The organism is Comamonas fluminis, assembly GCF_019186805.1.
GTDB lineage: Bacteria > Pseudomonadota > Gammaproteobacteria > Burkholderiales > Burkholderiaceae_C > Comamonas > Comamonas fluminis.
In genome coordinates, this window is the sequence record NZ_CP066783.1 from 1017435 (window position 1) to 1043439 (window position 26005).

A 26005-nucleotide genomic window follows, 5' to 3' on the forward strand; every position below is an offset into this window, starting at 1 on the left:
GAATGCGATTTCAGTGTTTGCCACTAGTTTTTCGACGCTCGCCCAACTAAGTGACTGTATTTATTGAGCTTGTGCACTGCTTAGTCTTATTGCATTGCAGCATTGGCTCTGCCTGCCACGGGAAACCCCGGCCCTGTGCAGCGAAAACTGCTCCCTAGAATCACGCCAATCCCTTGCTGCAAGCCGCTCACAAAGCGGCCCCGGCAGCAGGGGAACCATGGCATCGCGGCTCCGTCGTTTGGGATGAGAGACTTGCAGTGTCTCCGTCTTGGATCGAGGGAAGGGGAGCTCGCTTATGGATATCTTGCTGCAGCAGATCATCAATGGTCTGGTTCTGGGCAGCATGTACGCCTTGATAGCCTTGGGCTACACGATGGTGTACGGCATCATTCAGCTGATTAACTTCGCGCACGGCGAAGTGCTGATGGTGGGGGCATTGACCAGCTGGAGCTGCATAGGCCTGATGCAGGAGGCCATGCCTTATCTGCCGGGCTGGCTCATGCTGTTGCTGGCCACCATCATTGCCTGCGTGGTGGCGGCTTCGTTGAACTTTGTGATCGAAAAAGTCGCTTACCGACCACTGCGCAACAGCCCGCGCCTGGCGCCGCTGATTACGGCGATCGGTGTCTCCATCCTGCTGCAGACACTGGCGATGATTATCTGGAAGCCCAACTACAAGGCCTTTCCCACACTGCTGTCCAGCACACCTTATGAGATTGGCACGGCGGTCATCACGCCAACCCAGATTCTGGTTCTGGTGGTCACGGCTGTTGCGCTGGCCTTGCTGATGTATCTGGTCAACTACACCAAATTAGGCCGCGCCATGCGCGCCACGGCCGAGAACCCACGGGTTGCGGCCCTGATGGGCGTGAGGCCCGATATGGTGATTTCCGCCACCTTCATCATCGGTGCGGTGCTGGCAGCCATTGCCGGCATCATGTACGCGTCCAACTACGGCACGGCGCATCACACCATGGGCTTTTTGCCGGGCCTCAAGGCTTTCACAGCTGCCGTGTTCGGCGGTATCGGCAATCTGGCTGGTGCGGTGGTGGGCGGGTTGCTGCTGGGGCTGATCGAGTCCATCGGCTCCGGCTATATCGGCGATCTGACGGGCGGCGTGCTGGGCAGTCAGTACACCGACATCTTTGCTTTCATTGTGCTCATCATCATCCTGACGCTGCGCCCCTCGGGCCTGCTGGGTGAGCGTGTGGCCGATCGCGCATAAGGAGTGCTCATGAAAAACAACAAGACACTCCACTGGATTCTGGGCGGCATCGGCCTGCTGTTGCTGCCGCTGCTTCTGCAGTACTTTGGCAATGCTTGGGTGCGCATTGCGGATCTGGCTTTGCTCTACGTGATGCTGGCGCTGGGCCTCAATATCGTGGTCGGTTACGCCGGTCTTCTGGACTTGGGTTACGTGGCTTTCTATGCCGTGGGCGCCTATATGTTCGCCCTCATGGCTTCGCCGCATCTGGCGGAGACTTTTGAAGGGTTTGCCGCCATGTTCCCCAACGGGCTGCACACCTCCATCTGGCTGGTGATTCCGCTGGGCATGCTGGTTGCGGCCTGTGCGGGGGTGCTTCTGGGCCTGCCGGTGCTGCGATTGCGGGGCGACTATCTGGCCATCGTGACTCTGGGCTTCGGCGAGATCATCCGTATCTTCATGAACAACCTGGACCAGCCCGTCAACATCACCAACGGCCCCAAGGGCATTGGTCAGGTGGACTCAGTCAAGATTTTCGGGCTGGATCTGGCCAAACGGACCGAGATCTTTGGCTTCGACATCTCATCGGTCACGCTGTACTACTACCTGTTCCTGGTTCTGGTGCTGTTCACCATCCTGATCTGCTACCGCCTGCAGGATTCGCGCATTGGCCGCGCCTGGATGGCGATTCGTGAAGACGAAATTGCGGCCAAGGCCATGGGCATCAATGTGCGCAATATGAAGCTGCTGGCCTTTGGCATGGGGGCATCGTTTGGCGGTGTGGCGGGGGCCATGTTCGGAGCCTTCCAGGGCTTTGTCTCTCCCGAGTCGTTCAGCCTGATGGAGTCCGTAATGATTGTGGCCATGGTGGTGCTGGGCGGTCTGGGGCATATCCCGGGCGTGATTCTGGGCGCTGTGCTGCTCTCGGCGCTACCCGAAGTGCTGCGCTATGTGGCGGGGCCATTGCAGGAGATGACGGGCGGGCGTCTGGATGCGTCCATCCTGCGTCAGCTGCTGATTGCACTGGCCATGATCGTCATCATGCTGATGCGCCCGCGCGGCCTGTGGCCAACGCCCGAGCATGGCAAGAGCCTGAACCGTGCAGCGTGAACAAGGAGTGTGAACTGATATGGCAGATAGCATGACTTCCACAGTCCTCCACGTCTCTGACATCTCCAAACGCTTTGGCGGGCTGCAAGCCTTGTCGGGCGTGAACATGAAGATAGAGCGTGGTCAGGTCTACGGCCTGATCGGCCCCAATGGCGCGGGGAAAACCACTTTTTTCAACGTCATCACCGGGCTTTACACGCCTGACACCGGCAAATTCGAGCTGGCTGGCAAGCCTTATGAGCCCACTGCAGTGCATAAGGTGGCCCGCGCAGGCATTGCGCGCACTTTTCAGAACATTCGCCTGTTTGCCGAAATGACGGCGCTGGAAAACGTCATGGTGGGCCGCCATGTGCGCACCCACTCGGGCCTGATCGGCGCAGTCTTTCGCACCAAAGCCTTCAAGCGCGAAGAGGCGGAGATTCGCGCCAGAGCGCAGGAGCTGCTGGACTATGTGGGCATTGGCAAATATGCCGATTTTCGGGCGCGCACGCTGTCTTATGGCGACCAGCGCCGCCTTGAGATCGCTCGCGCCTTGGCCACCGACCCTCAGCTGATTGCACTGGATGAGCCCGCTGCCGGTATGAATGCGACGGAGAAAGTACAGCTGCGCGAGCTGATTGACCGCATTCGCAACGACCATCGCACCATTTTGCTGATTGAGCATGATGTGAAACTGGTGATGGGCCTGTGCGACCGCGTGACGGTGCTGGACTATGGCAAGCCCATTGCCGAGGGCACGCCTGCTGAAGTGCAGAAAAATGAAAAAGTGATTGAAGCCTATCTGGGTACGGGAGGCCACTGAAGATGCAGGATCAAGTACAGGAACGTCCGCAGGCCGCCAGCAAGGCGGCAGGGCAGGTGCTCTTGCAAGTCAAGGGATTGAAAGTGGCCTATGGCGGAATTCAGGCCGTCAAGGGGGTGGACTTTGAGGTGCGCGAGGGCGAGCTGGTCTCGCTGATCGGCTCCAATGGCGCGGGCAAGACCACGACGATGAAAGCAGTCACCCGGGGCTTGCCCATGGCGGATGGCGACATCCTCTATCTGGGCAAAAGCATCAAGAACAAGGGGGCCTGGGATCTGGTTGCCGAAGGCCTGGTCATGGTTCCCGAGGGGCGCGGCGTGTTTGCGCGCATGACCATCACCGAAAACCTGCTGATGGGGGCTTACACGCGCAATGACAAGGCCGGGATTCAGGCGGATATCGAGCGCATGTTCGGCATCTTTCCCCGTCTCAGAGAGCGCAAAGACCAGCTGGCGGGCACCATGTCGGGAGGGGAGCAGCAAATGCTGGCCATGGCCCGTGCCTTGATGAGTCAGCCCAAAGTGCTGCTGCTGGACGAGCCCTCCATGGGCCTGTCGCCCATCATGGTGGACAAGATTTTTGAAGTGGTCAGTGACGTCTATGCACTGGGGGTGACCATGGTGCTGGTGGAGCAAAATGCCAGCCGCGCACTGGCGGTGGCGGACCGTGGCTATGTCATGGAGTCCGGCATCATCACGATGACGGGGCCAGGGCAGACATTGCTCAACGATCCCCGGGTGCGTGCCGCTTATCTGGGGGAGTGAGAACCGGCAGGACTTGCGCCGAGTTGATGTGTGCGACGAACTGAAAAGACGCGTGCCGGCTTAGCGCATGTCTTGCCAAAGGGGAGAGTAAATTCCCCTCAAACCTTCCGGGTGACAAAAATATGACGTTTTTGTGTCATATTTTTTTGTTTTATTTGCTTCGATATAGTTCTTTTTATTTCTCTTTTAGATTTTTTAGAAATAAATAAAGATAAAAAAGAAATTTTTAGAGCGTAATCGCGGCATCTATTGGCAGTGCAAAGCACCATGGACAAAGGGCTTGGAGCGGACGCACACCTGCTGAAAGGGCCCGTCAGCCATGCAGACATGCTTGAAGGCGGTGACTACGTGGTGGCACGGAAAAGCCTTTGTTTGTGTGGTCAAAGGTACTGGTTCAACGCGCAGGGCAGATGTGGGTTGCTGTGCGCTGGCCTGATGCGCTTGCGTGTTTGCTCTCTGTGAAAACTTGTAGCAAGTGTCTGCTAATCGTATCTGCCTCTCTTGACCTGGGGGGTGTTCACGCACTGGGCGGACAAGAGACGCAGGGCAGCTCATCCCCTTGATGGCTGCTGCGCTGCTGGAGGTAGTCGGTATGAAGAGGCCATGCAAGCGGGATTCTTATAGACAAGTCTGAGCAAACGTGGAGCTTTGTATTTTATTTTTCGTGGGGCTTGAAGGGGTGTCTTGAATGCGCGCACAAACGCACAAAGACTCAAGAGTAAACTTCGCATCGTTTAAGCCGGGAACCATGCTGTGTTGCAGTGAGTCGCCTGGTTTCTTTTTCCCCGGTAAGGAGCATTCATGCTGTTTGGCAAGTTATTGCCGCGCGAAGGTAATTTTTTCGAGATGTTCAATCAACATGCTGATCGCATTGTTGAAGCAGCTCACGCCTTCTCGCAACTCGTCGCGAACTACAACGATCCCCACCTGCGTGAAAAGTACAACGCGGATGTGGACAACGCCGAGCGCGCTGCTGACCGTGTGACTCACGACGTCACCAAGCTGCTGCACAAGACTTTCATCACTCCTCTGGATCGTGAGCACATTCACTCGCTGATCAACACGATGGATGATGTGGCTGACCTGATTCAGGACTCCGCCGAGACCATGGCTCTGTATGACGTGCGTCACATGACGGACGAAATCACACGCCTGACGGACCTGTGTGTGCGTTGCTGCGAGCGTCTGCGTGACGCCGTCAAGCTGCTTGACCGCCTGTCTGATCCCGCGATTGTGGAAGCCGCCAGCAAGACTTGCGACGAAATCGACCGTCTGGAAAGCGATGCCGACCGCGTGATGCGCGCAGCCATGAGCAAGCTCTTCCGTGAAGAGCCCGATGTGCGTGAAGTGATCAAGCTCAAGGCTATCTATGAGCTGCTGGAAACCATCACGGACCGCTGCGAAGACGTGGCGAACCTGATCGAGGGCATCGTCCTCGAGAATTCCTGATTCGTAACGGAGTTCAATGATGGAACCCGTACAGGCAGCCCTGTGGGTTGTGATTTTGCTGGTCGCACTGGCTTTGCTGTTCGATTTCATGAACGGCTTTCACGATGCGGCCAATTCGATTGCCACCGTGGTGTCCACGGGGGTGCTCAAGCCCACGCAGGCCGTGGTGTTTGCGGCGTTCTTCAACGTGGTGGCCGTGTTCGTCTTTCACCTGAGCGTGGCGGCAACCGTGGGCAAGGGCATTGTGCAGCCAGGCATTGTGGATACGCACGTCGTGTTCGGTGCGCTGGTTGGCGCCATTACCTGGAACATCATCACCTGGGTCTATGGCATTCCCAGCAGCTCCTCGCATGCGCTGATCGGCGGCATTGTGGGTGCGGTGATTGCCAAGGCCGGTGCCGGTGCGCTGGTTGCCAGCGGCATCTGGAAGACGGTGGCCTTCATCTTCGTCTCCCCCGTGCTGGGCTTTCTGCTGGGTTCGCTGATGATGGTGCTGGTCGCCTGGATCTTCCGCCGTGCCAGCCCCAACCGCGTGGACAAGTGGTTCCGCCGTCTGCAACTGGTGTCTGCCGGTGCGTACAGCCTGGGCCACGGTGGCAATGACGCGCAAAAGACCATCGGTATCATCTGGCTGCTGCTGATTGCCACGGGTTATGCCAATGCGGGTGATGCAGAGCCTCCCATGTGGACCATCGTCTGCTGCTATCTGGCCATTGGCATGGGCACCATGTTCGGCGGCTGGCGCATTGTGAAGACCATGGGCCAGAAGATCACCAAGCTCAAGCCCGTTGGCGGCTTCTGCGCGGAATCTGGCGGTGCATTGACACTGTTCTTCGCAACCTTCCTGGGCGTTCCTGTTTCGACCACGCACACCATCACCGGTGCCATCGTGGGCGTGGGTTCCACCCAGCGTGCCAGTGCTGTGCGCTGGGGGGTGGCGGGCAATATTGTCTGGGCCTGGATTCTGACGATTCCTGCCAGCGCCTTTGTGGCTTCCATCGCCTACTGGATCAGCCTGCAGCTGTATTGAGAAATGTCATTCCTTTTTTCATAGCGCCTGGCGCTTGATGAACAAAGGCTAGACGTTAAAAAGGCTTCGCATTGCGAAGCCTTTTTCTTTGTGCGCGGTGTAAACGCTCTCAGGCAACTTTGCGCGACTGGCCCACCTGGGGCATATGCAGCAGCGGCTTGAGCTGACGGGCGGGTACGGGAGCGCTGAACAGGTATCCCATGAAATGCTGGCAGCCGTTTTGCACCAATAGGGCTCTTTGCTCCAGCGTTTCAACCCCCGAGGCAATCACCATGACTTGCGAGCGCTGAGCCAGTGCCAGAGCAGCCTGTGCTGCGGCTTCGCTGGCATTGTTCGGGCCCAGGCGCTGCACCAGCGAGTGCGCCAGCTTGACCTGGAACAGAGGAAGCTGGGCCAGCAGATCCTGGTTGCTGGAGCGTTCACCAAACCCGTCCAGCGACAGGCGCAAGCCCATTGCGCTCAGGCGCACCAGCATGGGATGGAAGTCGGCCACTGCAGGCTGCAGCGCGGCAAATGGCAGCTCCAGAATCAGCTGGGCGGGGTTGATGCCAGTCTGGGTCAGGATGGTCTCGATCTGATCGGCAAAGTCCGGGCGCTGAAGCTGCTTCGGGCTGATGTTGACGCTGACTGGCAGTTGCCCCAGCAGCGAGTCTTGCTTCCACTGTGCCATCTGCTCACAGGTGGCGCGCAAAATCCATTGGCCCAGGGGGACGATGATGTCCGACTCTTCGGCCACGGACAGGAAAATGCTGGGTGGAACCAGGCCGCGTGTGGGATGGCGCCAGCGAAGCAGGGCCTCAAGCCCTGTGGCGCTGCCCTGCGCAGAGTACTGCGGCTGGTATTGCATCTCGAACTGGTTCAGACGCAACGCTTCGCGCAACTCCTGCTCCAGGCGGCTGCGATCGGGGGGCATCAGCAGCTTCTCGGGCTGGAAGAAATGCAGGCCACGGCTTTCCTCATCGCGCAGCCGGTACATGGCGATTTCTGCCTGCTTGAGCAGCTCTGTGGCCGAGCGGGAGTGGGGGCCGAACAGCGTGGCGCCGATATTGGCTTGCAGTTTCAGAAACTTGCCATTCACGGTGTAGCCCGCATTCAGGCTTTCCTGCAGACGCTCGCCCAGTCTTTCCACCAGCAGATTGGCCAGTTCAGGGTCTGGCGACAGATCAGAAATCATGATGACGAAATGCTCGGCATCGACACGGGCAACCGTATCGCACACGCGCATGCAGCTCAGCAGGCGCTGTGCAATATCGCGCTGCAGATGGTCGACATGGGCCGCACCATCGGCAGACTGCAGGGAATGGAGAACATCCATATCCACCGTCAGCAAGGCGCCGCGCCAGCCTGTGCGCTCCGACTGAATCATGGCTTGGGACAGGCGATCGAGCAGCAGGCGGCGGTTGGGCAGCTGTGTCAGCGCATCAAAGAAAGCCAGCTGGTCGGCCTCGTCGATGGCTGGAATGATTTCCTTGCAGGTCAGCAGGCTGTAGCTGGCCGAAACCGCGTGCAGGGCCGTTAGCAGCTTGCGCCCATTGGGCAAAGACACTTCCGCGTTGACATGCTGGCGAGAGAGCAGGCCGCTCAGCGAAGTGTTCAGATTTTGGAGGGCTGCCGTGCTGGCGCTGGCATCCAGCACCGTCTGCAAGGAAAAGCCCACCTTCAGAGCGGGTGCCTGCCAGGGAAATAGCTGGAGATAGCCATCATTCCAGCGCTGAACCCGGTTTTGCGAGTCCAGCAGCACAAAGCCGCTGCTGGCTTGCTCCAGGATGCGGAAAAGTTGCTCTCCATAGGCGCCCACCAGACTGGTGGCGGCCGGAAATGGAGACTCTGCTTTGGCAGACTTGTCAGAAGGAACAGACATGGAACCTCTTGGAGCAAGCATGAGGCGATTCAGGCCAGTCGCTGAGGCAGGGCCTGTAATCATCACAAGATGTTTTAAGTGGTTACATTGTGGGTGTAATGAAATGAAAAGTGACTTTTCGACGAGGCTGTAAGCAAAAATTAGACTTTTGCTTACAAAGAAGTAGTGAGGAAAACCAGGGGTTAGGGTCTGTTGAGAATTGAGCGAGGTCGCGAAGAATTCTGGCCGCTTGCCAATCTAGGCGCGTGACGCCGTGCGGGTGCCCACCCGCACAAGACGCGCAACGACGAGTGGCGGGCGGCCAGATTCCTTCCCTTCGGGTTGCAGCGACAGGAGGCCGTCTGCGTTGTTGCATGCCCTCGCAAGGCATGAGCATTGCTTCGGTCATGCGCCTAGCATCCAGCCTCCTGTCGCTGCAACGCGATCCCCGCCTAAATCTCAACAGACCCTAGCCCTACTGAGAGATCTTTCTGGCCTCCTCCACCTGGTACTCGAAATAGTGCTGAAAGCTGTATGCAATGCTGGCCATGAGCACCGTGGCCCCCAGCATCAGCGACAGACCCACGCCAATAATCGTGCCCCAGTGGGTCTGGCCTGAAGGGGTATCGCTGCTTTGGCCTGGATTGAAACGCTGGTTCCAGGTGGATTTGTCCATCAGCCCGTAAAGAATGGCCCGCAGTGCACAGCCTGCAATGGTGAAGCCCAGAAGAGGAATGAGAACCCAGCTGAGCCGATCGTCCTGCCCCAGTTGCTGAACGCGCTCTATCCCGTACACCCCTAGCGCAGCAGGAACAGGAAGCAGCCAGCCCAGCCAGTCACCCAGGCCATAAAGATAAAAGCGATGCAGCCCCAGAGGGCCACCCAGAAAGGCCAGCCAGGTGGCCAGTGTCTTGTTTCTGGTTTTGGCAGCGGGCGCGAGCACAGTCTGGTTCATGGGCAAAGCGTAGGCGGGCAGAGGATGCAATCCATTATTCCTGCACTGCAGCATTTCCGAGTCAGGGCAAGTGCTGCCCTGGTGCCATGCCTCGCCCGTGCCTTTGCATGGGGAATAGGCAGTTTGCAGAGAACTAGATATAATCGTGGGTTTTACGGCGTGTCGCTGGCCGGGTGGTCATGTCGCGTGTCTCAAACGCTGTAAGAAAACCTGCGCAGTCGGCGTATTTTTTGAATGCCGTCTGTAACCACCCGAAGGAAATATCATGGTCGTTATTCGTCTGTCCCGCGGCGGCTCCAAGGCTCGTCCTTTCTACAACGTTGTCGTTGCCGACAAGCGCGTGCGTCGCGACGGTGCTTTCATCGAGCGTCTGGGTTTCTACAACCCTAGCGCCCGTGGTGCCGAAGAAGGTCTGCGCGTTGCTCTGGATCGCGTGGCTTACTGGAAGAGCGTTGGTGCTCAAGCTTCTGATACGGCTGAACGCCTGATCAAGCAAGCTGCAGCAAAGGTTGCTGCCTAATCTTAGGTAGCTGCCTCAAGGCACTTCTCAAAGCGGGTTCCGTTAGCTTGCCTGACGGGACCCGTTTTTTATTGAATTTTGATTTTCTATTTGATTCCCATGAGCCACATGCCCACTCTTGAAGTCGCCAGCCTGCCTAAGGATGCCGTAGAGGTCGGTCGTATTGCCGATGCCTGGGGTATCAAGGGCTGGTTCAAGGTGCACGCCTTCAGCAGTAACCCCGAAGCGTTGTTCGCTGCCAAGGACTGGTTTTTGCAGCCTGCTGAAAAAGGCGCCAAGCACTTCACCGGTACGGTGGTTCTGCCCGTCAAGCAGGCGCGTTTTCATGCGGATACGGTTGTGGCGACATCGCCTGAGGTGCTGGATCGCAATGCGGCCGAAGCGCTGCGTGGCGCTCGTATCTTCGTTGCGCGTGAGCATTTCCCCAAGACCGAAGATGGCGAGTTTTACTGGGTCGATCTGATGGGCCTGAACGTCATCAACCGCGAGGGTGTGGCGCTGGGCGTGGTCAAGGATTTGATGGCGACAGGGCCGCAGACTGTGCTGGTGCTGGGCTATGAGGAAGAGGGCAAAGAGCAGGAGCGCCTGATTCCCTTTGTGGACGCCTATGTGGACTCTGTCGATCTGGCCGCCCGGCAAATCGTGGCCGACTGGCAGACAGACTATTGAAGGCCTGGACCAGCCACCGCTTTGAAGCCTTGGCTTTATTGCTATTGATTGAGTAGCTTAAAGCGTACATCTATCATGCGTTTCGACATTATTACCCTGTTTCCTGAGCTGTTCGCCCCCTTTCTTGAGAGTGGGGTGACCCGGCGTGCCTACAGCTCGGGACAGGTGCAGGTTCATCTGTGGAATCCACGAGACTGGGCGCAAGGCAATTACCGCCGGGTGGATGACCGGCCCTTTGGCGGCGGCCCTGGCATGGTCATGATGGCCGAGCCTCTACAGCACTGCCTGGACGCGATTCGCGCAGCCCGCGCAGAGGCAGATGCTCAGGAGCAGGCGGAGCCCGCGCCGCTGATGCTGTTCTCACCTATTGGCACCACGCTCAAGCACTCGGTGGTGGCGCAGTGGGCGCAAAGCCGTGGCGCCATCCTGTTGTGTGGCCGCTACGAGGGCATCGATCAGCGTTTTATCGATACCCATGTCACCCACCAGCTCAGTCTGGGGGACTTTGTGCTCTCTGGCGGTGAACTGGCAGCTATGGTGCTGCTGGATTCGCTGGCGCGACTGCAGCCGGGCGTGCTCAACGACGAAGGCAGCTTTCAGCAGGACAGTTTCAACCCTGCGCTGGATGGTTTGCTGGACTGCCCGCACTACACGCGCCCCGAAGTCTGGAATGGCCAGGAAGTGCCGGCAGAGCTGATGTCCGGCCATCATGCCCATATAGAGCGCTGGCGCCGCGATCAGCGCCTGCGCATTACGGCGGAGCATCGCCCCGAGCTGATCGAACAGGCCCGCAATCAGGGCTTGCTCAATGCCAAAGACGAAGGGGTTTTGGCAAAAATACAGGCCAAGCTATAATCGCAGGTTCTTTGATCCTCTATCCGGCCGCTGCAAGGAATGCGGAACAGCTTTACGGCTGTTTCAGTAATGCAGCAATAGCACCAATCCCGGCGCTTGCCAATTCTGGCGCGGACAAGATCAAGGTGGACTAAATCATGAACCTGATCCAGACCCTCGAGCAAGAAGAAATCGCTCGCCTGAACAAGACCATCCCCGAATTCGCCCCTGGTGACACCGTCATCGTGAGCGTGAACGTGGTGGAAGGTACCCGTAAGCGTATGCAGGCTTACGAAGGCGTGGTGATTGCCAAGCGTAATCGCGGCCTGAACAGCGGCTTCACAGTGCGCAAGATCTCCAGCGGTGAAGGCGTGGAACGTACGTTCCAAACCTACTCTCCCCTGATCGCCAAGATCGAAGTCAAGCGTCGCGGTGATGTGCGTCGTGCCAAGCTGTACTACCTGCGTGAGCGTAGCGGCAAGTCGGCTCGTATCAAGGAAAAGCTGCCCCAGCGCGTTAACAAGACTGCAGCTGCAGCCGAGTAATCCACGCGTCGGAAGTGATTCCGTAAAAGCCGCTACAGTTCGCTGTGGCGGCTTTTTTTATGGCTGGTGCAAGTACATGGCTTCAACTGATAGTGCTTCGAAGAACTCAGGCTCTCTGGGTATTGCAGACCCCCGACTGGCTCCCCTGCTGGGCGTAGACAGCCAGCTTCCCCCTGTTCCCATTGCGGCGCAGACGCCGCAGGCGCTGCGGCATCGCTTTGCGGATGGGCGTGACTGGGTGCCCGAAGCAATGGAGGAAAAGCGCTTTACCACCCGAGCGCCTTCCGATGCGGCGGTGCTGGTGCCCATCGTCATGCGTGAACAGCCCACGGTGCTGCTCACGGTGCGATCGGCCAAGCTGTCCACGCACTCCGGCCAGGTGGCGTTTCCGGGGGGCAAGCGCGATCCGCAGGATCTCTCGGCCGAAGCCACGGCGCTGCGCGAGGCCAATGAAGAGGTGGGCCTGCAGGCGAAAAATGTGGAAGTGCTGGGCCGTTTGCCCATCTATGTCACAGGCACGGCTTTCAACATCACGCCGGTGGTGGCGCTGGTTCATCCGCAGCCTGCGTACTTTCCCAATCCTGGCGAGGTGGCGGATCTGTTCGAGGTGCCACTTTCCTTTTTGCTCAACCCCGCTCACCATGAGCGCCGCGGCATGCTGTGGCAGGGGGTAGAGCGCCAGTGGTTTGCCATGCCTTATCAGGATGGTGAGCAGCAGCGCTATATCTGGGGCGCCACTGCGGGCATGCTGCGCAATCTTTACCGTTTTTTATCGGCCTGAAACTCTGCTTGTAACAAGCTGCATTACAGCGCCGGTATGATGAAACCATGAGTTTTTTTGCCATCCTGATCGCCTTGCTGCTGGAGCAGGCGCGACCGCTGGCTCGGTCCAATCTGGTGCAGGCTGGCTATCGTGCCTGGACGGTGACCGTACGCAGCAACTTTGACGCGGGCAAGCCCCATCACGGCTGGCTCGCCTGGGTCATGGCCGTGCTGCTGCCCTGTGTGGTGGTGCTGGGCATTTACTTTGCCTTGCTGCATCTCATTGGCTGGCCCGTGGCCATGCTGTGGAATGTGGCGGTGCTCTATGTCACGCTGGGTTTTCGGCAGTTCAGCCACCATTTCACGCGTATTCGCGATGCACTGGATGCAGGCGACGAATATGCGGCGCGGCAGGCGCTGGCCGACTGGCAGCAGGTGGATGCCAGCGAAGTGCCGCGCAGCGAAGTGGTGCGCCATGTCATCGAGTACTCGGTTCTGGCCGCTCACCGCCATGTGTTTGGCGTGCTGTTCTGGTTCTCTGTGCTTTCGGCTCTGGGGCTGGGGCCGTTGGGGGCGGTGCTCTACCGCATGGCGGAGTACCTGTCGCGCGCCTGGTCGCGCAAGGGTGTGGAAGGCCTGCAGGCGCCTACCAGTGAACGCCTGCAGCGCGCTGCTGCCAAGGCTTGGTATGTGATCGACTGGCTGCCTGCGCGGCTGACGGCTTTGTCTTTTGCCATGGTGGGCAGCTTTGAGGAAGCCATCGACAACTGGCGCCTGTATGCCCAGCGCTTTCCCAATGACAACGATGGCGTGATTTTGGCAGCCACGGCTGGTGCCATCAATGTGCGGTTGGGGGGCGAGGCGCTGCGCCGGCGCGGAGCCAGCTATGGCGAAGAGGGTGACGAAGCGCAGTGGGAGTCTGGCAGCGAAGTGACGCCGGGGCGTGAGCCTGAGATGGCACACCTGCGCAGCGTGGTGGGCCTGGTCTGGCGCTCTGTCGTGGTCTGGCTGCTGCTGCTGGCGCTGCTGACTTTTGCCCGTTTGCTGGGCTGATGGTGTTGAATAGATAAAAATAGCTGCCAGCACTTATCTGTAAAGCGCTGGTAGCTATTGATTTTGAAGTGACCGGGGCGATTTGCGCCGCAGACTCAGTAGCCGACCTGGCTTAGCTCATCAAACAGTTCACCGTAAATACGATAGCGGTTATCGCTGATAGGCAGTGTGTCTGAGCCGTTTTTGACGGTATCAATCACGCCGCAGCCCGGCTCATGCAAATGCGTGCAGTTGTAGAACTTGCACTCCTTGGCATGGGCTCCGATATCGGGCATGCAGGCTGGCAGCTGCGTGGGGGCGATGTGGTAGATGCCGAACTCCTGAAAGCCCGGCGAATCGATGATGGCTGTGGTGCGTTCCTTGTCCACCCAGTACAAGGTGGTGCTGGTCGTGGTGTGCTTGCCGGTATTTAGCGCCTGCGAGATTTCGTTGGTGGCCACCCTGGCATCAGGCAGCAGCAGATTGATCAGCGTGCTCTTGCCCACGCCTGAGGGGCCCAGCACCAGCGTTGTCTTGCCCTGCAGCAGGCCGATGATGGCGTCGCGGTCTTCGTCGTCAGCATCTTCCAGCGACAGCGGCAGCACCATGTAGTGCGGTGGGTCATCTACGGCATCACGCATGGTGCGGTAGGGCGCAAGACGCTCCCAGGCGCGCAGGAAGGGCTCTTCCAGATCCATCTTGTTGAGCGCGATGATGGGCGTGATGTGCGCAGCCTCGGCGGCAATCAGGGCGCGGGCTAGCTGTACTTCGCTGAACACGGGCTCGGCGGCGATCAGGATCAGCAACTGGTCCAGATTGGCGGCAAAAGTTTTGGTGCGAATATCGTCCTGGCGGTAGAAGACATTGCGGCGCTCCACGACTTTTTCAATCGTGCCTTCATCGCCCTGGCCTGCAGGGGGGGCCAGCCATTGCACCTGGTCGCCCACCACTGCCTGACTTTTTTTGCCGCGTGGGTGACAGATACGGCGCTCGCCGTCTGGCGTCTCAACCACGCAGTGGCGGCCGTAGCTGGCCACGACCAGGCCGGTCTGCATCTCACCCGATGTCTGGGCGCCAGGGCGCCGTCCATGTTTCGCCATAAATTCAGATTAGCTCAGCAGTGCGTCGATGCGGCGTGCGCAGTCGATATCGGTCTCGGAAATGCCGCCCACATCATGGGTGTTCAGGCTGACCTGGCAGCGGTTGTAGCCCACTTCCAGATCGGGGTGGTGGTCTTGCTGGTGGGCAATCAGCGCCAGCGCGTTCACAAACGCCATGGTTTCGTAGAAGTTGGCAAAACGGTAAGTCTTGCGGATGGCGGGGCTGGCGCCACTGTCGGCCAACGCCCAGCCTTCCATGGAGGCCAGTTGTTCGCTCACCTGGGCAGCGCTCAGGGCGCTGCGCTTGTGTTGGGACCAGTCTTTTTGTTGCAGGGTCATGCTCATGTCGGGAACTCTTGTGGAGTTACAGGGTGCCTGCGGGGGCCGGCATGCGTGCCAGACGATCCACGGCGGGAGGGTGTGAGTAGTAAAAGCTCACATACCAGGGGTCTGGCGTGAGTGTGGACGCATTGTCCTCGTAAAGCTTGAGCAGTGCAGAAGCGAGCTGAGCACCATCGGCCTGCTGCATGGCATAGGCATCGGCCTGGAACTCATCGCGGCGCGACATGGCAGACATCACCGGGGTGACAAAGAAGCTGAACACGGGCACGGCCAGCATGAACAGCAGCAAGGCCAGGGCGTTGTTTTCGGCAGGAACCCCGAAGTGTTTGCTCTGCAAAAGGGTGACGCCCAGGCCCGAATAGAACCAGGGTTGCTGGCTCAGCCAGCCCAGCAGGCCAAAGCCCAGCAGGGACACGCCAAACATCAGCACCATGCGCTTGGTGATGTGCTTGTGCTTGAAGTGGCCCAGCTCGTGGGCCAGCACGGCTTCCACCTCATCTGGGCTCAGTTGCTTCAGCAAAGTGTCATAGAACACCACGCGCTTGGAATTGCCAAAGCCTGTGAAATAGGCGTTGGCGTGGGCCGAGCGACGGCTGCCATCCATCACGAACAAGCCCTTGGCTGCAAAGCCGCAGCGCTGCATGAGGCTGGTGACGCGGCTTTTGAGGCTTTCATCGGCCAATGGCTGGAACTTGTTGAACAGCGGCGCGATAAAGCTGGGGAAGATCCACATCAGCAGCAGATTGAAGCCTGTCCAGGCTGCCCAGGCCCACAGCCACCACAGTGGGCCGGTCGAGCCCATCAGCCACAGAATCAGCGCCGCCAGCGGCAGGCCGATGATGGCGCCCACCAGCGTGGATTTGAGCAAATCACCGAGCCACAGGCCCAGCGTCATCTGGTTGAAGCCAAAGCGCTGCTCCAGCTTGAAGGTTTGATACAGCGACAGCGGCAGCTCAATCGCTGCCGAAATCACGGCAAAGCTGGCCAGCAGGGCCAGTTGCTGCCACAGACCGGGGTTGATGAATTCCAGCAGCTTGAGGTTGAGCCAGTTCAGCCCGCCCAGCAGCGTCCAGCACAGCAGCACCGCGGCAGACAGTGTGATGTCGATCAGCGAGAGCCTGGCCTTGGCCAGTGTGTAGTCAGCGGCCTTCTGGTGGGCCGCCAGGCTGATGCGGTGGGCAAACGCGGCGGGAACTGCTGTGCGATGCTGCGCCACATGCCGCACCTGGCGTGTAATCAGCAAGGCCCGCAGCAGCCATTGCAGCGCTACAGCAACTGCAAACAGCAGCGAAAGTGCCAAAGAAAAATCTAGGTTGGAAGCCATGTCTTGGCAGTGTAGGCGACAATTTGCGCCATGTCTGAAGCTTCCTGTACGAATCCCCAAAGTGCTGCACCTGCGGCCACTGCGACCCCTGTTCTGCCCAAATCCGACCTCAATCTGGTGTGGCTGGACTGTGAAATGACGGGGCTGAACCCCGATCACGACAAGATCATCGAAATTGCGGTGGTGGTCAGCAGTGCCGATCTTCAGACGCGCATCGAAGGGCCTGTCTTTGCCATTCATCAGTCCGATGCATTGCTGAACGGCATGGACGCCTGGAACAAGGGCACGCACGGCAGGAGCGGCCTGATTGAAAAGGTCAAGGCATCGACCGTGACCGAGGCGCAGGCCGAAGCAGCTCTGATTACCTTTCTGGGTAAATATGTGCCCAAGGGCAAGACGCCGCTGTGCGGCAACAGCATCGGGCAGGACAGGCGCTTCATGGAGCGCTACATGCCCAAGCTCAACAGCTTTTTTCACTATCGCAACATCGATGTGAGCACGCTCAAGGAACTGGCCCGGCGCTGGAAGCCCGAGGCCTACACCTCGTTCAAGAAAGCGCAGCGCCACACCGCGCTGGCCGATGTGCATGAGTCCATCGATGAACTGCAGCATTACCGCAAAGAACTATTGAGTGTCTGAATGTGTCAATAGCGCTGACTCAAGGCTTTCAGCGATAGCCCTGCAACTTGCGGGAAAACCCGGTGCGTGAGACAATGCACTGCTTACCCGATCCATGGGTAATTTGCGCATCTCCATCACACACCGGGTTCTTACTTGCGTACAACGGCCAGCACAGCCGATACGCCAAGCCATAACGCCCATCTGCCCCGTTTTGCGAACGGGCCAGTCAAAGTCTGACGGTGGATGTTGATAACCAACCGTCAAAAGAAGTGGGCAGCACGCTGACTGCGCCGCTTTTTTTCGTGAGCTATTCATGACAGAAAACTCCCTGGAGCAGGGCCAAGTGGCCGCTGCTGATATCGCTTTGTCTTCTCCTGAACTCGATTCCCGTCTGGACGCCATGCTGGCCGACATGGACGCTGAAGATAACGCCTCTGCTGCTGAAGAAGGCGCTGCCGAAGAAGTGGCCGCCGAAGAAGTCCCTAACGGCTTTGTTGAACTGGGTCTGGCACCCGAGCTGGTGCAGGCCGTTGCTGATCTGGGCTACACCCAGCCTACCCCTGTGCAAGAGCAGGCCATCCCCAAGGCCATGAACAGCGGTGGCGAGCACCCCTTTGTGGACCTGATGGTGTCCAGCCAGACTGGCTCCGGCAAGACCGCTGCTTTCTTGCTGCCCGTGCTGCACACGCTGATCGGCCAGAAGGCTGAGGAAGATGCCAAGGCCAAGGCTGAATTTGACCGCATGGCCGAAGAAGCTGCTGCCAGCGGCCAGCCTGCGCCCAAGCGCAACCGCCGCAAGGACCCTACCAATCCTCGTAACTTCAAGGCTCCATCTCCTGGCGCCCTGATTCTGTGCCCCACACGTGAGCTGGCTCAGCAGGTGGCGCATGACGCTATCGAGCTGGTCAAGCACTGCCGCGGCATCCGCATTGCCAACATCGTTGGTGGCATGCCCTACCAGCTGCAAATCGCCAAGCTGCAAAACGCCAACCTTGTGGTGGCCACTCCTGGCCGTCTGCTGGACCTGCAGCGCTCCATGCAAATCAAGCTGGACCAGGTGCAGTTCCTGGTGGTGGACGAAGCCGACCGCATGCTGGATCTGGGCTTTGCCGACGATCTGGCCGAAGTCAACCAGATGACGGCTCAGCGCAAGCAGACCATGATGTTCAGCGCCACGTTTGCTCCCCGCATTCAGCAACTGGCCATGCGTGTGATGCACGACAACGGCGCGAACGTGCAAAAGATCACGATCACGACCGCTCAGCAAAAGCACGAGAACATCAAGCAAGTGCTGTTCTGGGCTGACAACGCCCAGCACAAGCGCAAGCTGCTGGACCACTGGCTGCGCGACAGCAGCATCAACCAGGCCATCGTGTTTGCCTCCACCCAAGTGGAGTGCGACGGTCTGGCCAACGACCTGCAGCAAGAAGGCTTCTCCGCCGTGGCACTGCACGGCGCGCTGAGCCAGGGCCTGCGTAACCGCCGCCTGATGGCGCTGCGCAATGGTCAGGTGCAGATTCTGGTGGCGACAGACGTGGCGGCTCGTGGCATTGACGTGCCCACCATCACCCACGTCTTCAACTACGGTCTGCCCATGAAGGCTGAGGATTACACTCACCGTATCGGTCGTACTGGCCGTGCGGGCCGCGAAGGCACGGCTGTGACCTTTGCCGAATTCCGTGACCGTCGTCGCGTGTTCGATATCGAAGGCTACACACGTCAGCAATTCAAGTCTGAAGTGATTCCAGGCATGGAACCCCAGCAGCGCTTCCCCGCAGCAGGCGAGCGTGATGGCCGCCGTGGCGGCGGTGGCGGTCGTGGTGGTTTCGGTGGCCGTCGCGATGGCGAAGGCTATGGCCGCAAGTCCGGTTTCGGCAGCTTCGGCGGTGGTCGCGGCAATGACCGTGGCGGCTTCGGTGGCGACCGTGGTGGTGATCGCTTTGGCGGTGATCGTGGTGGCTTCGGTGCCCCTCGTGGTGACCGTTTTGCAGACCGTGGTGCTGATCGCGGTGGTGACCGTGGTTTTGGCGGCGGCCGCCCCAGCTTTGGTGGCGAGCAGCGCCCTGAGCGCAGCTTCGAGCGCCGTGATGACCAGCGTGGCGAACGCAGCTTTGGTGATCGCGGTGGCAACCGTGGTGGCTTCGGTGGTCAGCGTCGCAACGACGGTCCTCGTGAAGGCGGTGACTTTGCCCGCAAGAGCTTTGGTGGTGCCCGTGAAGGCGCTTCCCATGGCGGCCGTGAAGGCGGCTTCCGTGGCGGTGAATCGCGTGGTTTTGGTGGTGGCGACCGTCGCCCCGCCTTTGGCCAAAGCGCTGGCAAGCCTTACCAGCCCCAAGGCGAGCGTGGTGGTGATCGCGGCTTTGAGCGCAAGCCCCGTGCTCCCCGTCGTGATGAGCGTTAATCGCTGATCAGGTCTTGGCCTGAAACGAAAAGCCAGCTTTCGAGCTGGCTTTTTTTGCGTCTTGAGCTATGAAAAAGAGAGCTGCTTGCGCTTGATTGAATTTGAGATCAGCACTAAAGGCGCCTGAATCCATTAGGTTGCAAGGGCTGGCAGCTATTATTTTTTAGTGTTCTGAAGCGTGGCGGCCAATTTCTGGCCAGTGGTGGTGCAGGTAAATCCAGGCAATCAGGCCAATCGTCATCATCAAGATCGAGCCAGTTGCAAGCAGCACGGTGGAATGCATGACCAGCGGGGCAATCACCCCTGCCACAAAGCCATTGGCCACCGAGCCGACCACGGCCTGTAGGGAGGAGGCGAGGCCCCGGCGTTCGGGGTGAATATCCAGCACCAGCAGCGTGACCACCGGCACCATCAAGGCCCAGCCGTAGGCAAACAGGCTGATGGGAATCAGCGCCCAGCTCACATGCGCGGGCCAGATCATATTGGCCACCAGATTGATGATGGAGGTCAGGCACATGATGAGAAAGCCGTGACGGATCTGGCGCTTGGGCGGTATGCGCCCGGCTAGGCGCCCGCTGGTCCAACTGCCGGCCATGATGCCGCCGATGGTGGCGATGAAGAACCAGAAGAACTGCGTAGGCTCCAGGTGCAGCAGATCGCCCAGGAAAGACGGGGCGGATAGCAGGTAGAGGAACATGCCATTGAAGGGCACGCCGCTGGCCAGTGCCAGCAGCAGAAAGCGCGGGTCAGTCAGCAGCACGCCATAGCTTTGCATCAGGGGTTTGAAGCGAAAGGGCTGGCGCTTTTCCAGGGGTAGCGATTCAGGAAGGAATTTGATGTTGATGGCCCACAGTACAACGCCAACAACCGTCAGAAACCAGAACACGGCTTGCCAGCCCAGGTGCACAAACAGCCAGCCACCCATGACTGGTGCCAGTGCCGGGGCTACGCCAAAGAAGATGGTGATCTGGGCCATCAGGCCCTGAGCCTGCGCAGGCGGGAAGATGTCGCGCACGATGGCGCGTGAAACCACAATGCCAGCGCCGGTGGACAGGCCCTGCAGCGTGCGGAAAATCACCAGCTGGGTGATGTTTTGCGACATTGCGCAGCCTGCCGAGGCGATGGTGAACATCACCAGCCCCCAGAGAATGACGGGGCGCCGCCCGAAGCTGTCGGCCAGTGCTCCATGAAACAGGTTCATGAAGGCAAAGCCCAGCAGATAGGCAGACAGCGTCTGCTGCATCTCTATGGGCGTGGCGCCCAGGGCTTTGGCAATGCCCGAGAAGGCGGGAATATAAGTGTCAACCGAGAACGGCCCGAGCATGCCGAGAATGGCAAGCAGCATGGCCAATGTCCAACGCGGTCCGCGCCAGAACGTGGAGAGGTCGTTTTGCATGATCTGAATGGAGTGGGTGCAGGCGAGGAGGGCGTTGCTGCTGTCGCCTGACAATGCTTGCATGATGCCTGATCATTGGGCACTTTCGTGTCAGCTCTGCTGCATTTGCGCAGGCAACTCTGCAAACAAAAAAGCCAAAGTCCGTGAGAACTTTGGCTTTTGAATTTTGGTGGGCCCTGAGTGATTCGAACACTCGACCAACGGATTAAGAGTCCGCTGCTCTACCAACTGAGCTAAGAGCCCGCCGGATAAACCGGAGGTGTGATCTGAAAAAACAGATCAGATAAATTTTGGTGGGCCCTGAGTGATTCGAACACTCGACCAACGGATTAAGAGTCCGCTGCTCTACCAACTGAGCTAAGAGCCCGCCGGATAAACCGGAGGATCAACCTGAAAAAATCAGACCGAAGAAATTTTTGGTGGGCCCTGAGTGATTCGAACACTCGACCAACGGATTAAGAGTCCGCTGCTCTACCAACTGAGCTAAGAGCCCGCCGGAGTAAATCCGGAGGATCAATCTGATGAAAAACCAGACTGAAGAAATTTTGGTGGGCCCTGAGTGATTCGAACACTCGACCAACGGATTAAGAGTCCGCTGCTCTACCAACTGAGCTAAGAGCCCCACACCACGCATGCGCTGCAAGCGAGACCGCAATTATGCGCTAATTTTTAACGGCTTGCAGGAAAACCCGAGGTTTTTTATTGTCGCAGGGGTGCCCAGGGCCACGCGTGAGCCACTTTGGGGTTGCGGCCCGATGCAGAGAGCAGGTGCTGTGGCTCTGTGATGCTCAATCCAGCGCGTTGCGACGCTGCAATTCCACGTACAGGCCGGACTGATCCAGATCGCCCAGACCGTTTTTGACGCCTTCTGCGTACAGCTCTTCCAGCAGGTCGGTAATAGGCGCGCTAAAGCCGATTTCATCGGCCGTGGCCATGGCGTTACGCATGTCCTTGAGCTGCACCGTCATGCGTCCGCGCGGTGCGAAGTCGTGGTTGACCATGCGTTCGCCATGCACTTGCAGAATGCGGCTGTCCGCAAAGCCGCCAGAGATAGCTTCGCGCACCTTGGCTGGGTCCGCGCCACCGCGCTCGGCCAGCAGCAAGGCCTCGGCCACCGCGCCGATGGTGATGCCCACAATCATCTGATTCGCCAGTTTGGCGAGCTGGCCTGCGCCATGCGGACCTACGTGGGTGCTGCGGCCCAGGGCGGCAAACACGGGTTGAGCACGCTCGAAATCTGCGGCTTCACCGCCCGCCATAATGGCCAGCGTGCCAGCTTCCGCGCCCAGCGTGCCACCGGAGACCGGTGCGTCCAGATGCTGCACGCCCAGGGCTTGCAACTTCGCCGCATGCTCGCGTGCTTCGCGCGGCTGGATGGAGGCCATGTCGATGAATAGCGCGCCCTTGGGCATGGCTTCGGCCACGCCCAGGTTGAACAGCACATCGCCCACAATGGCGCCGTTTTCCAGCAGGCTCACAGCAAAGTCCACGCCGCGCACGGCATTGGCTGCGATGTCATGAATAGCCACACCATCAGCGGCCAGTGGCTCGGCCTTGGCGCGGGTACGGTTCCAGGCATGCACTTCGTGCCCCGCCTGCGCCAGTCGGCGTGCCATGGGCAGGCCCATCATGCCGGTGCCCAGAACGGCGATTTTCAATCCAGTGCTCATTGCATTGTTTCCTTGGAATTTTTATGAATGGGCACATGCTAAAGCCAGATGGCCTGTGCAATCGCTGGTGAGAGCACAGATCAGTTGTGCGCAGGTGATGCAGAAACAACAAGGGCAGCCGAAGCTGCCCTTGATGCTTTTTTTGGAGGTTCACCTTTGCGCTGGTGAGTGCGCTTGCGCGTTTACATCAGCAGGTGTTCTCCTGCGTTGTCGCCGCCCAGGATCACGTAGTTCACCTTGCGGATGTCCATGAGCTTGGTGCCGCCAGCGTAGCTGATGGAGGACTGGGTGTCTTGCTGCATTTCGATCAGCGTGTTCATCAGCGGGCCCTTGACGGGTTCCAGAATGCGCTTGCCTTCGACGTGCTTGTACTCGCCCTTGTTGAAGTCCGAAGCCGAGCCGTAGTATTCCTTGAACAGCTTGCCATCGACTTCCACCGTCTTGCCGGGCGATTCTTCGTGACCAGCAAACAGCGAGCCAATCATGATCATGGTGGCGCCAAAGCGGATGCTCTTGGCAATGTCGCCGTGGCTGCGAATGCCGCCGTCCGCAATGATGGGCTTGGTGGCCACGCGAGCGCACCACTTCAGCGCCGACAGCTGCCAGCCGCCTGTGCCAAAGCCAGTCTTGAGTTTGGTGATGCACACCTTGCCGGGGCCCACGCCCACCTTGGTTGCGTCGGCGCCCCAGTTCTCCAGGTCGATCACGGCCTCGGGCGTTGCCACGTTGCCAGCGATCACGAACGCTGCAGGAATTTTTTCCTTCAGGTAGGCGATCATGTTTTTCACGCTGTCGGCATGGCCGTGGGCAATGTCGATGGTGATGTATTCGGGGCAGATGCCGTCGGCGACAAAGCGATCGACGGTGTCGTAGTCAGGTTGCTTCACGCCCAGCGAGATCGAGGCGAACAGGCCTTGCGACTGCATGGACTTGGTGAAAGCCACGTTGTCGATGTCAAAACGGTGCATCACATAGAAGAAACCGTTTTGTGCCAGAAAAGTACAGATCTTCTCGTCCACCACCGTCTTCATGTTGGCGGGCACGACCGGCATCTTGAAGGTGCGGTTGCCCAGCTGCACGCTGGTGTCACATTCCGAACGGCTTTCCACGTGGCACTTACGGGGAAGCAGAAGAATGTTGTCGTAGTCGAAGATTTCCATGGTTCCAAGCTCCGGAAAAGGTCACGGTGGGAATCTCACCCACCTCAATTTTCAAGGATAGGCGCTTGGCTTGGAGACCGGCTTTTGGCAGCGCTGCCACTCATGGAGTTAAGCAGCGGGCAAAAAAAACCGGACCTCAAAAAACTTGGGCCCGGTGATTGATTGTATACGGTGCAGCGTGGATGTGCTGGCAACCACGCTCTTATGAGGACTATAAGGAAATTCTTATAGCCTTCGATGGGCTTAGTGCTCCGGGCCATAGGCGCGCAAAAAAGTGTCCACGGCCCGGTCAGTGCACTGCGCAATTTCATCAGCCGTGGGGGCGGGCTGGTGCTGGAACATGAAGCGCGGCAGCAATTCGGACTCCAGCAGTGCCAGCAACTGGTGCAGCATCACTTCACCATCGGCATGGCGCAGCTGCTTGCGTTGCATGGATTGCTGGAGAAACTCCACCACGATGGCGTTGCCGCGTGCGGGGCCCATCTCCCAGCAGCGCTGGCCGATATTGGAACGCGCACCTTCAGCCACCAGCAGGCGGCGCACGGCCATCACATCGGCGGAATAAAGCAGGCCGAGAAAGCGTTTGCCAAAGTTGCGCAGCGTCTGGCTCACATCGTCCCCCGACGTCTGCAGAGACAGCATGGTGTGCTGAAACTCGGCTTCCGAGGCCTGAAACATGACCTCCAGAAACAGCGCTTCCTTGGACTCGAAATAGTTGTAGAGCGTGGCCTTGGAGCCGCCAAGCCGTGTGCAGATTTCGGACATGGACGCACGCTCAAAGCCCAGCTCGCCAAAGGCGGCGGCTGCCACATCAATGATGGCTTGTCGCTTTTCTTCCGTCTTGGTGCGCATGGGGCGAAATGTCCTTGAGTCTGGGCAATGTCTTTCAGTGTATCGCTTGCGATATGAAGTGCTGAAAACATATACTGAACCGTACAGTTCATTATTAGAGTATTTCATGACATCACGCATAGCATCTGCGTTGGGGAGGGGGCCGCGTGCGCGTGGCAGTTGGTGGGTGTGGAGTCTGCCGCTGCTGGTGGCCGCTTGCGCACAGGTTCCGGAATGGGAAGGAAAGGCGCAGTTGTCCCAGTCCATGCCAGAGCAATTGCAGGCCACCCAGGGCGCCGCACAGATGGCCTGGCCGCAGGAGCAATGGTGGCAGCGTTATGGTGATGCGCAACTGAACGAATTGATTGAACAGGCCTTGCAGGGCGCACCGGATATGGCTGCGGCCGCCGCCCGCGTGCAGCAGGCCAGAGCCATGCTGGGAGTGAGCGAATCGGCCAGCGCACCGCAGATATCGGCACGGGCATCAGCTACGCAAGACAAGCTCAGCTACAACCACCTGACCCCTGAGGCTTTCACGCCACGCGGCATGAATGACTATGGTCGCGCAACGCTGGACATGAGCTGGTCGCTGGACTTCTGGGGCAAGCAGCGAGCCGCGGTGGCCGCTGCCGCAGGAGAGCTGGCGGCGCGTGAGGCCGACGCCGCGCAGGCGCGTTTGCTGCTGTCCAGCAATGTGGCCATGGCCTATGCGCAGTTGCTGCGACTGGCGGCCAATGAGCAGACGCTGCAGCAGTCGCTGAAAGTGCGCCAGGCCACGGCAGACCTGTTTGCCCAGCGCTATGCCAATGGCCTGGAAAACCAGGGCGGTGTGCACAGTGCCAATGCGCGGTTGGCCGCAGCGCGGGCCGAGCTGGCGCAGATGCAGGAGCAGGTAGCCCTGCAGCGCAACGGCATTGCAGCCTTGATGGGCGCAAGCCCTGATCGTGGAAGCAGCATCAAGGTCGATGCAAAACGACTGCAAGCACCTTGGCGCCAGCAATGGGCGTTGCCCGATCAGATTCCCGCCAATCTGCTGGGCCGCAGGCCAGACGTGGTGGCAGCCCGTTTGCAGGCGCAGGCGCTGGAGTCTCGTGTCGCCTCCAAGCAGGCCGAGTTCTATCCCGATGTGAATCTGAGCGCCTTTGTTGGGGTGCAGTCGCTGGGGCTTGATATGTTGACCAAGAGCGGCTCCAGCATTGCCAGCATTGGCCCGGCCATCAGCCTGCCGATCTTCAACGGTGGTCGCCTGCGCTTCGAGCTGGGCGCGGCGCGTGCCCGCTATGACGAGGCCGTGGCCCAGTACCGCAGCACGCTCAACCGGGCGCTGCAGGAAGTGGCAGACAACGCCACCAGCCAGCGTGCGCTGCAGCAACAGCTGGATGCCATGCAGCAGGCCGTCAACGCCGCCACGGAGGCGCATCGCGTGGCTCGCAACCGCTATGAGGGTGGGCTGGCGCGTTACCTCGATGTGCTGTCTGCGGAAGACCAGCTACTGGCCAGCGTGCGTCAGCTGGTGGATGTGCAGTCGCGAGCGCTGACGCTGGATATTGGCCTGCACCGCGCACTGGGTGGCGGCTGGAGCGAAGCCAGCGGCAAGGCCGACATCAAGACATCGGGCCAGGCCTGAATTCCCCTCAAGAACTG

Annotated in this window: 24 protein-coding genes and 4 tRNA genes; 15 read left to right on the top strand and 13 right to left on the bottom strand. The window is 59.2% G+C overall.

From position 1 onward, the window contains the following. Window positions 1–295: 295 nt before the first annotated feature. The 6 genes from JDW18_RS05020 to JDW18_RS05045 all read left to right on the top strand — a co-directional run bounded on the left by JDW18_RS05020 (window position 296) and on the right by JDW18_RS05045 (window position 6359). Window positions 296–1225, top strand: coding sequence for a branched-chain amino acid ABC transporter permease (locus JDW18_RS05020; RefSeq protein WP_218242614.1), 930 nt, complete (start codon window positions 296–298; stop codon window positions 1223–1225). Between the two features lie 9 nt (window positions 1226–1234). Continuing rightward, on the top strand, window positions 1235–2314 hold the full coding sequence (locus JDW18_RS05025) for an ABC transporter permease subunit (RefSeq protein ID WP_218242615.1): 1080 nt from the start codon (window positions 1235–1237) through the stop codon (window positions 2312–2314). Window positions 2315–2333: 19 nt separating this feature from the next. Further along, window positions 2334–3116, top strand: a complete 783-nt coding sequence (locus JDW18_RS05030) for an ABC transporter ATP-binding protein (protein ID WP_218242616.1) — start codon at window positions 2334–2336, stop codon at window positions 3114–3116. A 2-nt stretch (window positions 3117–3118) separates the two neighbouring features. Continuing rightward, window positions 3119–3880, top strand: coding sequence for an ABC transporter ATP-binding protein (locus JDW18_RS05035; protein ID WP_218242617.1), 762 nt, complete (start codon window positions 3119–3121; stop codon window positions 3878–3880). A gap of 801 nt (window positions 3881–4681) precedes the next feature. After that, on the top strand, window positions 4682–5329 hold the full coding sequence (locus JDW18_RS05040) for a DUF47 domain-containing protein (protein ID WP_218242618.1): 648 nt from the start codon (window positions 4682–4684) through the stop codon (window positions 5327–5329). A gap of 19 nt (window positions 5330–5348) precedes the next feature. Further along, entirely contained in the window at window positions 5349–6359 is a 1011-nt protein-coding gene (locus JDW18_RS05045; RefSeq protein ID WP_218243773.1) for an inorganic phosphate transporter, read from the top strand. 109 nt (window positions 6360–6468) lie between these two features. On the opposite strand, the gene JDW18_RS05050 is transcribed toward JDW18_RS05045, so the two are convergent. Together JDW18_RS05050 and JDW18_RS05055 are read right to left on the bottom strand one after the other, a co-directional pair. Next, window positions 6469–8220: an EAL domain-containing protein gene (locus JDW18_RS05050; protein ID WP_218242619.1), complete on the bottom strand. Its 1752-nt coding sequence runs from the start codon at window positions 8218–8220 to the stop codon at window positions 6469–6471. Window positions 8221–8674: 454 nt separating this feature from the next. Further along, complete coding sequence (locus JDW18_RS05055; protein WP_218243774.1) at window positions 8675–9154, bottom strand: TM2 domain-containing protein; 480 nt, start codon at window positions 9152–9154, stop codon at window positions 8675–8677. A 265-nt stretch (window positions 9155–9419) separates the two neighbouring features. Between JDW18_RS05055 and rpsP the strand changes: the two genes are divergently transcribed. From rpsP to JDW18_RS05085, 6 genes are all read left to right on the top strand, one after another. Then, the gene (rpsP, locus tag JDW18_RS05060; protein WP_218242620.1) at window positions 9420–9674 is read left to right on the top strand and encodes a 30S ribosomal protein S16; all 255 of its coding nucleotides are present in this window, start codon (window positions 9420–9422) and stop codon (window positions 9672–9674) included. Between the two features lie 99 nt (window positions 9675–9773). Further along, window positions 9774–10343, top strand: coding sequence for a ribosome maturation factor RimM (gene rimM / locus JDW18_RS05065; protein WP_218242621.1), 570 nt, complete (start codon window positions 9774–9776; stop codon window positions 10341–10343). A gap of 75 nt (window positions 10344–10418) precedes the next feature. Continuing rightward, window positions 10419–11198 (top strand): tRNA (guanosine(37)-N1)-methyltransferase TrmD, encoded by a 780-nt coding sequence (gene trmD, locus JDW18_RS05070; RefSeq protein WP_218242622.1) that lies wholly within the window; start codon window positions 10419–10421, stop codon window positions 11196–11198. 137 nt (window positions 11199–11335) lie between these two features. After that, entirely contained in the window at window positions 11336–11722 is a 387-nt protein-coding gene (gene rplS, locus JDW18_RS05075; protein WP_218242623.1) for a 50S ribosomal protein L19, read from the top strand. 76 nt (window positions 11723–11798) lie between these two features. Continuing rightward, window positions 11799–12503 (top strand): CoA pyrophosphatase, encoded by a 705-nt coding sequence (locus tag JDW18_RS05080; protein ID WP_218242624.1) that lies wholly within the window; start codon window positions 11799–11801, stop codon window positions 12501–12503. A 47-nt stretch (window positions 12504–12550) separates the two neighbouring features. Then, window positions 12551–13537: a CobD/CbiB family protein gene (locus tag JDW18_RS05085; RefSeq protein ID WP_218242625.1), complete on the top strand. Its 987-nt coding sequence runs from the start codon at window positions 12551–12553 to the stop codon at window positions 13535–13537. A 95-nt stretch (window positions 13538–13632) separates the two neighbouring features. On the opposite strand, the gene rsgA is transcribed toward JDW18_RS05085, so the two are convergent. The 3 genes from rsgA to JDW18_RS05100 are packed head-to-tail and all read right to left on the bottom strand — an operon-like array spanning window position 13633 to window position 16282. Beyond that, entirely contained in the window at window positions 13633–14616 is a 984-nt protein-coding gene (gene rsgA / locus JDW18_RS05090; protein ID WP_218242626.1) for a ribosome small subunit-dependent GTPase A, read from the bottom strand. 9 nt (window positions 14617–14625) lie between these two features. Beyond that, the gene (locus tag JDW18_RS05095; RefSeq protein WP_218242627.1) at window positions 14626–14961 is read right to left on the bottom strand and encodes a 4a-hydroxytetrahydrobiopterin dehydratase; all 336 of its coding nucleotides are present in this window, start codon (window positions 14959–14961) and stop codon (window positions 14626–14628) included. 19 nt (window positions 14962–14980) lie between these two features. Next, the gene (locus tag JDW18_RS05100; protein WP_218242628.1) at window positions 14981–16282 is read right to left on the bottom strand and encodes a M48 family metallopeptidase; all 1302 of its coding nucleotides are present in this window, start codon (window positions 16280–16282) and stop codon (window positions 14981–14983) included. Window positions 16283–16312: 30 nt separating this feature from the next. Here JDW18_RS05100 and orn point away from each other — a divergent pair, with 30 nt between their 5' ends. Both orn and JDW18_RS05110 read left to right on the top strand, forming a co-directional pair. Continuing rightward, the gene (gene orn, locus JDW18_RS05105) at window positions 16313–16921 is read left to right on the top strand and encodes an oligoribonuclease (protein WP_343216762.1); all 609 of its coding nucleotides are present in this window, start codon (window positions 16313–16315) and stop codon (window positions 16919–16921) included. 295 nt (window positions 16922–17216) lie between these two features. Next, entirely contained in the window at window positions 17217–19304 is a 2088-nt protein-coding gene (locus JDW18_RS05110) for a DEAD/DEAH box helicase (RefSeq protein WP_218242629.1), read from the top strand. Between the two features lie 163 nt (window positions 19305–19467). On the opposite strand, the gene JDW18_RS05115 is transcribed toward JDW18_RS05110, so the two are convergent. The 8 genes from JDW18_RS05115 to JDW18_RS05150 form a co-directional block, all read right to left on the bottom strand. Next, on the bottom strand, window positions 19468–20700 hold the full coding sequence (locus JDW18_RS05115) for a multidrug effflux MFS transporter (protein WP_218243776.1): 1233 nt from the start codon (window positions 20698–20700) through the stop codon (window positions 19468–19470). Window positions 20701–20867: 167 nt separating this feature from the next. Next, a tRNA-Lys gene (locus tag JDW18_RS05120) sits at window positions 20868–20943 on the bottom strand. A 48-nt stretch (window positions 20944–20991) separates the two neighbouring features. Next, window positions 20992–21067, bottom strand: a tRNA-Lys gene (locus JDW18_RS05125). Between the two features lie 50 nt (window positions 21068–21117). Beyond that, a tRNA-Lys gene (locus JDW18_RS05130) sits at window positions 21118–21193 on the bottom strand. Between the two features lie 53 nt (window positions 21194–21246). Beyond that, window positions 21247–21322 (bottom strand) — tRNA-Lys (locus tag JDW18_RS05135). A 166-nt stretch (window positions 21323–21488) separates the two neighbouring features. Continuing rightward, a complete protein-coding gene (locus tag JDW18_RS05140) occupies window positions 21489–22370 on the bottom strand; it encodes an NAD(P)-dependent oxidoreductase (RefSeq protein WP_218242630.1) in 882 nt (293 codons plus the stop codon). A 182-nt stretch (window positions 22371–22552) separates the two neighbouring features. Continuing rightward, window positions 22553–23530 (bottom strand): GMP reductase, encoded by a 978-nt coding sequence (locus tag JDW18_RS05145; protein ID WP_218242631.1) that lies wholly within the window; start codon window positions 23528–23530, stop codon window positions 22553–22555. A gap of 243 nt (window positions 23531–23773) precedes the next feature. Beyond that, a complete protein-coding gene (locus tag JDW18_RS05150) occupies window positions 23774–24382 on the bottom strand; it encodes a TetR/AcrR family transcriptional regulator (RefSeq protein ID WP_218242632.1) in 609 nt (202 codons plus the stop codon). A gap of 106 nt (window positions 24383–24488) precedes the next feature. On the opposite strand from JDW18_RS05150, the gene JDW18_RS05155 reads away from it, so the two are divergent. Further along, window positions 24489–25988 carry an efflux transporter outer membrane subunit gene (locus JDW18_RS05155; protein WP_218242633.1) on the top strand — a complete coding sequence of 500 codons (1500 nt, stop codon included), beginning with the start codon at window positions 24489–24491 and terminating at the stop codon, window positions 25986–25988. The last annotated feature ends 17 nt before the right edge of the window (window positions 25989–26005 follow it).

Coding starts and splice junctions, on each gene's coding strand:
- JDW18_RS05020 (WP_218242614.1), top strand. CDS start 296: ATGGATATCTTGCTGCAGCAGATCATCAATGGTCTGGTTCTGGGCAGC.
- JDW18_RS05025 (WP_218242615.1), top strand. CDS start 1,235: ATGAAAAACAACAAGACACTCCACTGGATTCTGGGCGGCATCGGCCTG.
- JDW18_RS05030 (WP_218242616.1), top strand. CDS start 2,334: ATGGCAGATAGCATGACTTCCACAGTCCTCCACGTCTCTGACATCTCC.
- JDW18_RS05035 (WP_218242617.1), top strand. CDS start 3,119: ATGCAGGATCAAGTACAGGAACGTCCGCAGGCCGCCAGCAAGGCGGCA.
- JDW18_RS05040 (WP_218242618.1), top strand. CDS start 4,682: ATGCTGTTTGGCAAGTTATTGCCGCGCGAAGGTAATTTTTTCGAGATG.
- JDW18_RS05045 (WP_218243773.1), top strand. CDS start 5,349: ATGGAACCCGTACAGGCAGCCCTGTGGGTTGTGATTTTGCTGGTCGCA.
- JDW18_RS05050 (WP_218242619.1), bottom strand. CDS start 8,220: ATGTCTGTTCCTTCTGACAAGTCTGCCAAAGCAGAGTCTCCATTTCCG.
- JDW18_RS05055 (WP_218243774.1), bottom strand. CDS start 9,154: ATGAACCAGACTGTGCTCGCGCCCGCTGCCAAAACCAGAAACAAGACA.
- rpsP (WP_218242620.1), top strand. CDS start 9,420: ATGGTCGTTATTCGTCTGTCCCGCGGCGGCTCCAAGGCTCGTCCTTTC.
- rimM (WP_218242621.1), top strand. CDS start 9,774: ATGAGCCACATGCCCACTCTTGAAGTCGCCAGCCTGCCTAAGGATGCC.
- trmD (WP_218242622.1), top strand. CDS start 10,419: ATGCGTTTCGACATTATTACCCTGTTTCCTGAGCTGTTCGCCCCCTTT.
- rplS (WP_218242623.1), top strand. CDS start 11,336: ATGAACCTGATCCAGACCCTCGAGCAAGAAGAAATCGCTCGCCTGAAC.
- JDW18_RS05080 (WP_218242624.1), top strand. CDS start 11,799: ATGGCTTCAACTGATAGTGCTTCGAAGAACTCAGGCTCTCTGGGTATT.
- JDW18_RS05085 (WP_218242625.1), top strand. CDS start 12,551: ATGAGTTTTTTTGCCATCCTGATCGCCTTGCTGCTGGAGCAGGCGCGA.
- rsgA (WP_218242626.1), bottom strand. CDS start 14,616: ATGGCGAAACATGGACGGCGCCCTGGCGCCCAGACATCGGGTGAGATG.
- JDW18_RS05095 (WP_218242627.1), bottom strand. CDS start 14,961: ATGAGCATGACCCTGCAACAAAAAGACTGGTCCCAACACAAGCGCAGC.
- JDW18_RS05100 (WP_218242628.1), bottom strand. CDS start 16,282: ATGGCTTCCAACCTAGATTTTTCTTTGGCACTTTCGCTGCTGTTTGCA.
- orn (WP_343216762.1), top strand. CDS start 16,313: ATGTCTGAAGCTTCCTGTACGAATCCCCAAAGTGCTGCACCTGCGGCC.
- JDW18_RS05110 (WP_218242629.1), top strand. CDS start 17,217: ATGACAGAAAACTCCCTGGAGCAGGGCCAAGTGGCCGCTGCTGATATC.
- JDW18_RS05115 (WP_218243776.1), bottom strand. CDS start 20,700: ATGCAAAACGACCTCTCCACGTTCTGGCGCGGACCGCGTTGGACATTG.
- JDW18_RS05140 (WP_218242630.1), bottom strand. CDS start 22,370: ATGAGCACTGGATTGAAAATCGCCGTTCTGGGCACCGGCATGATGGGC.
- JDW18_RS05145 (WP_218242631.1), bottom strand. CDS start 23,530: ATGGAAATCTTCGACTACGACAACATTCTTCTGCTTCCCCGTAAGTGC.
- JDW18_RS05150 (WP_218242632.1), bottom strand. CDS start 24,382: ATGCGCACCAAGACGGAAGAAAAGCGACAAGCCATCATTGATGTGGCA.
- JDW18_RS05155 (WP_218242633.1), top strand. CDS start 24,489: ATGACATCACGCATAGCATCTGCGTTGGGGAGGGGGCCGCGTGCGCGT.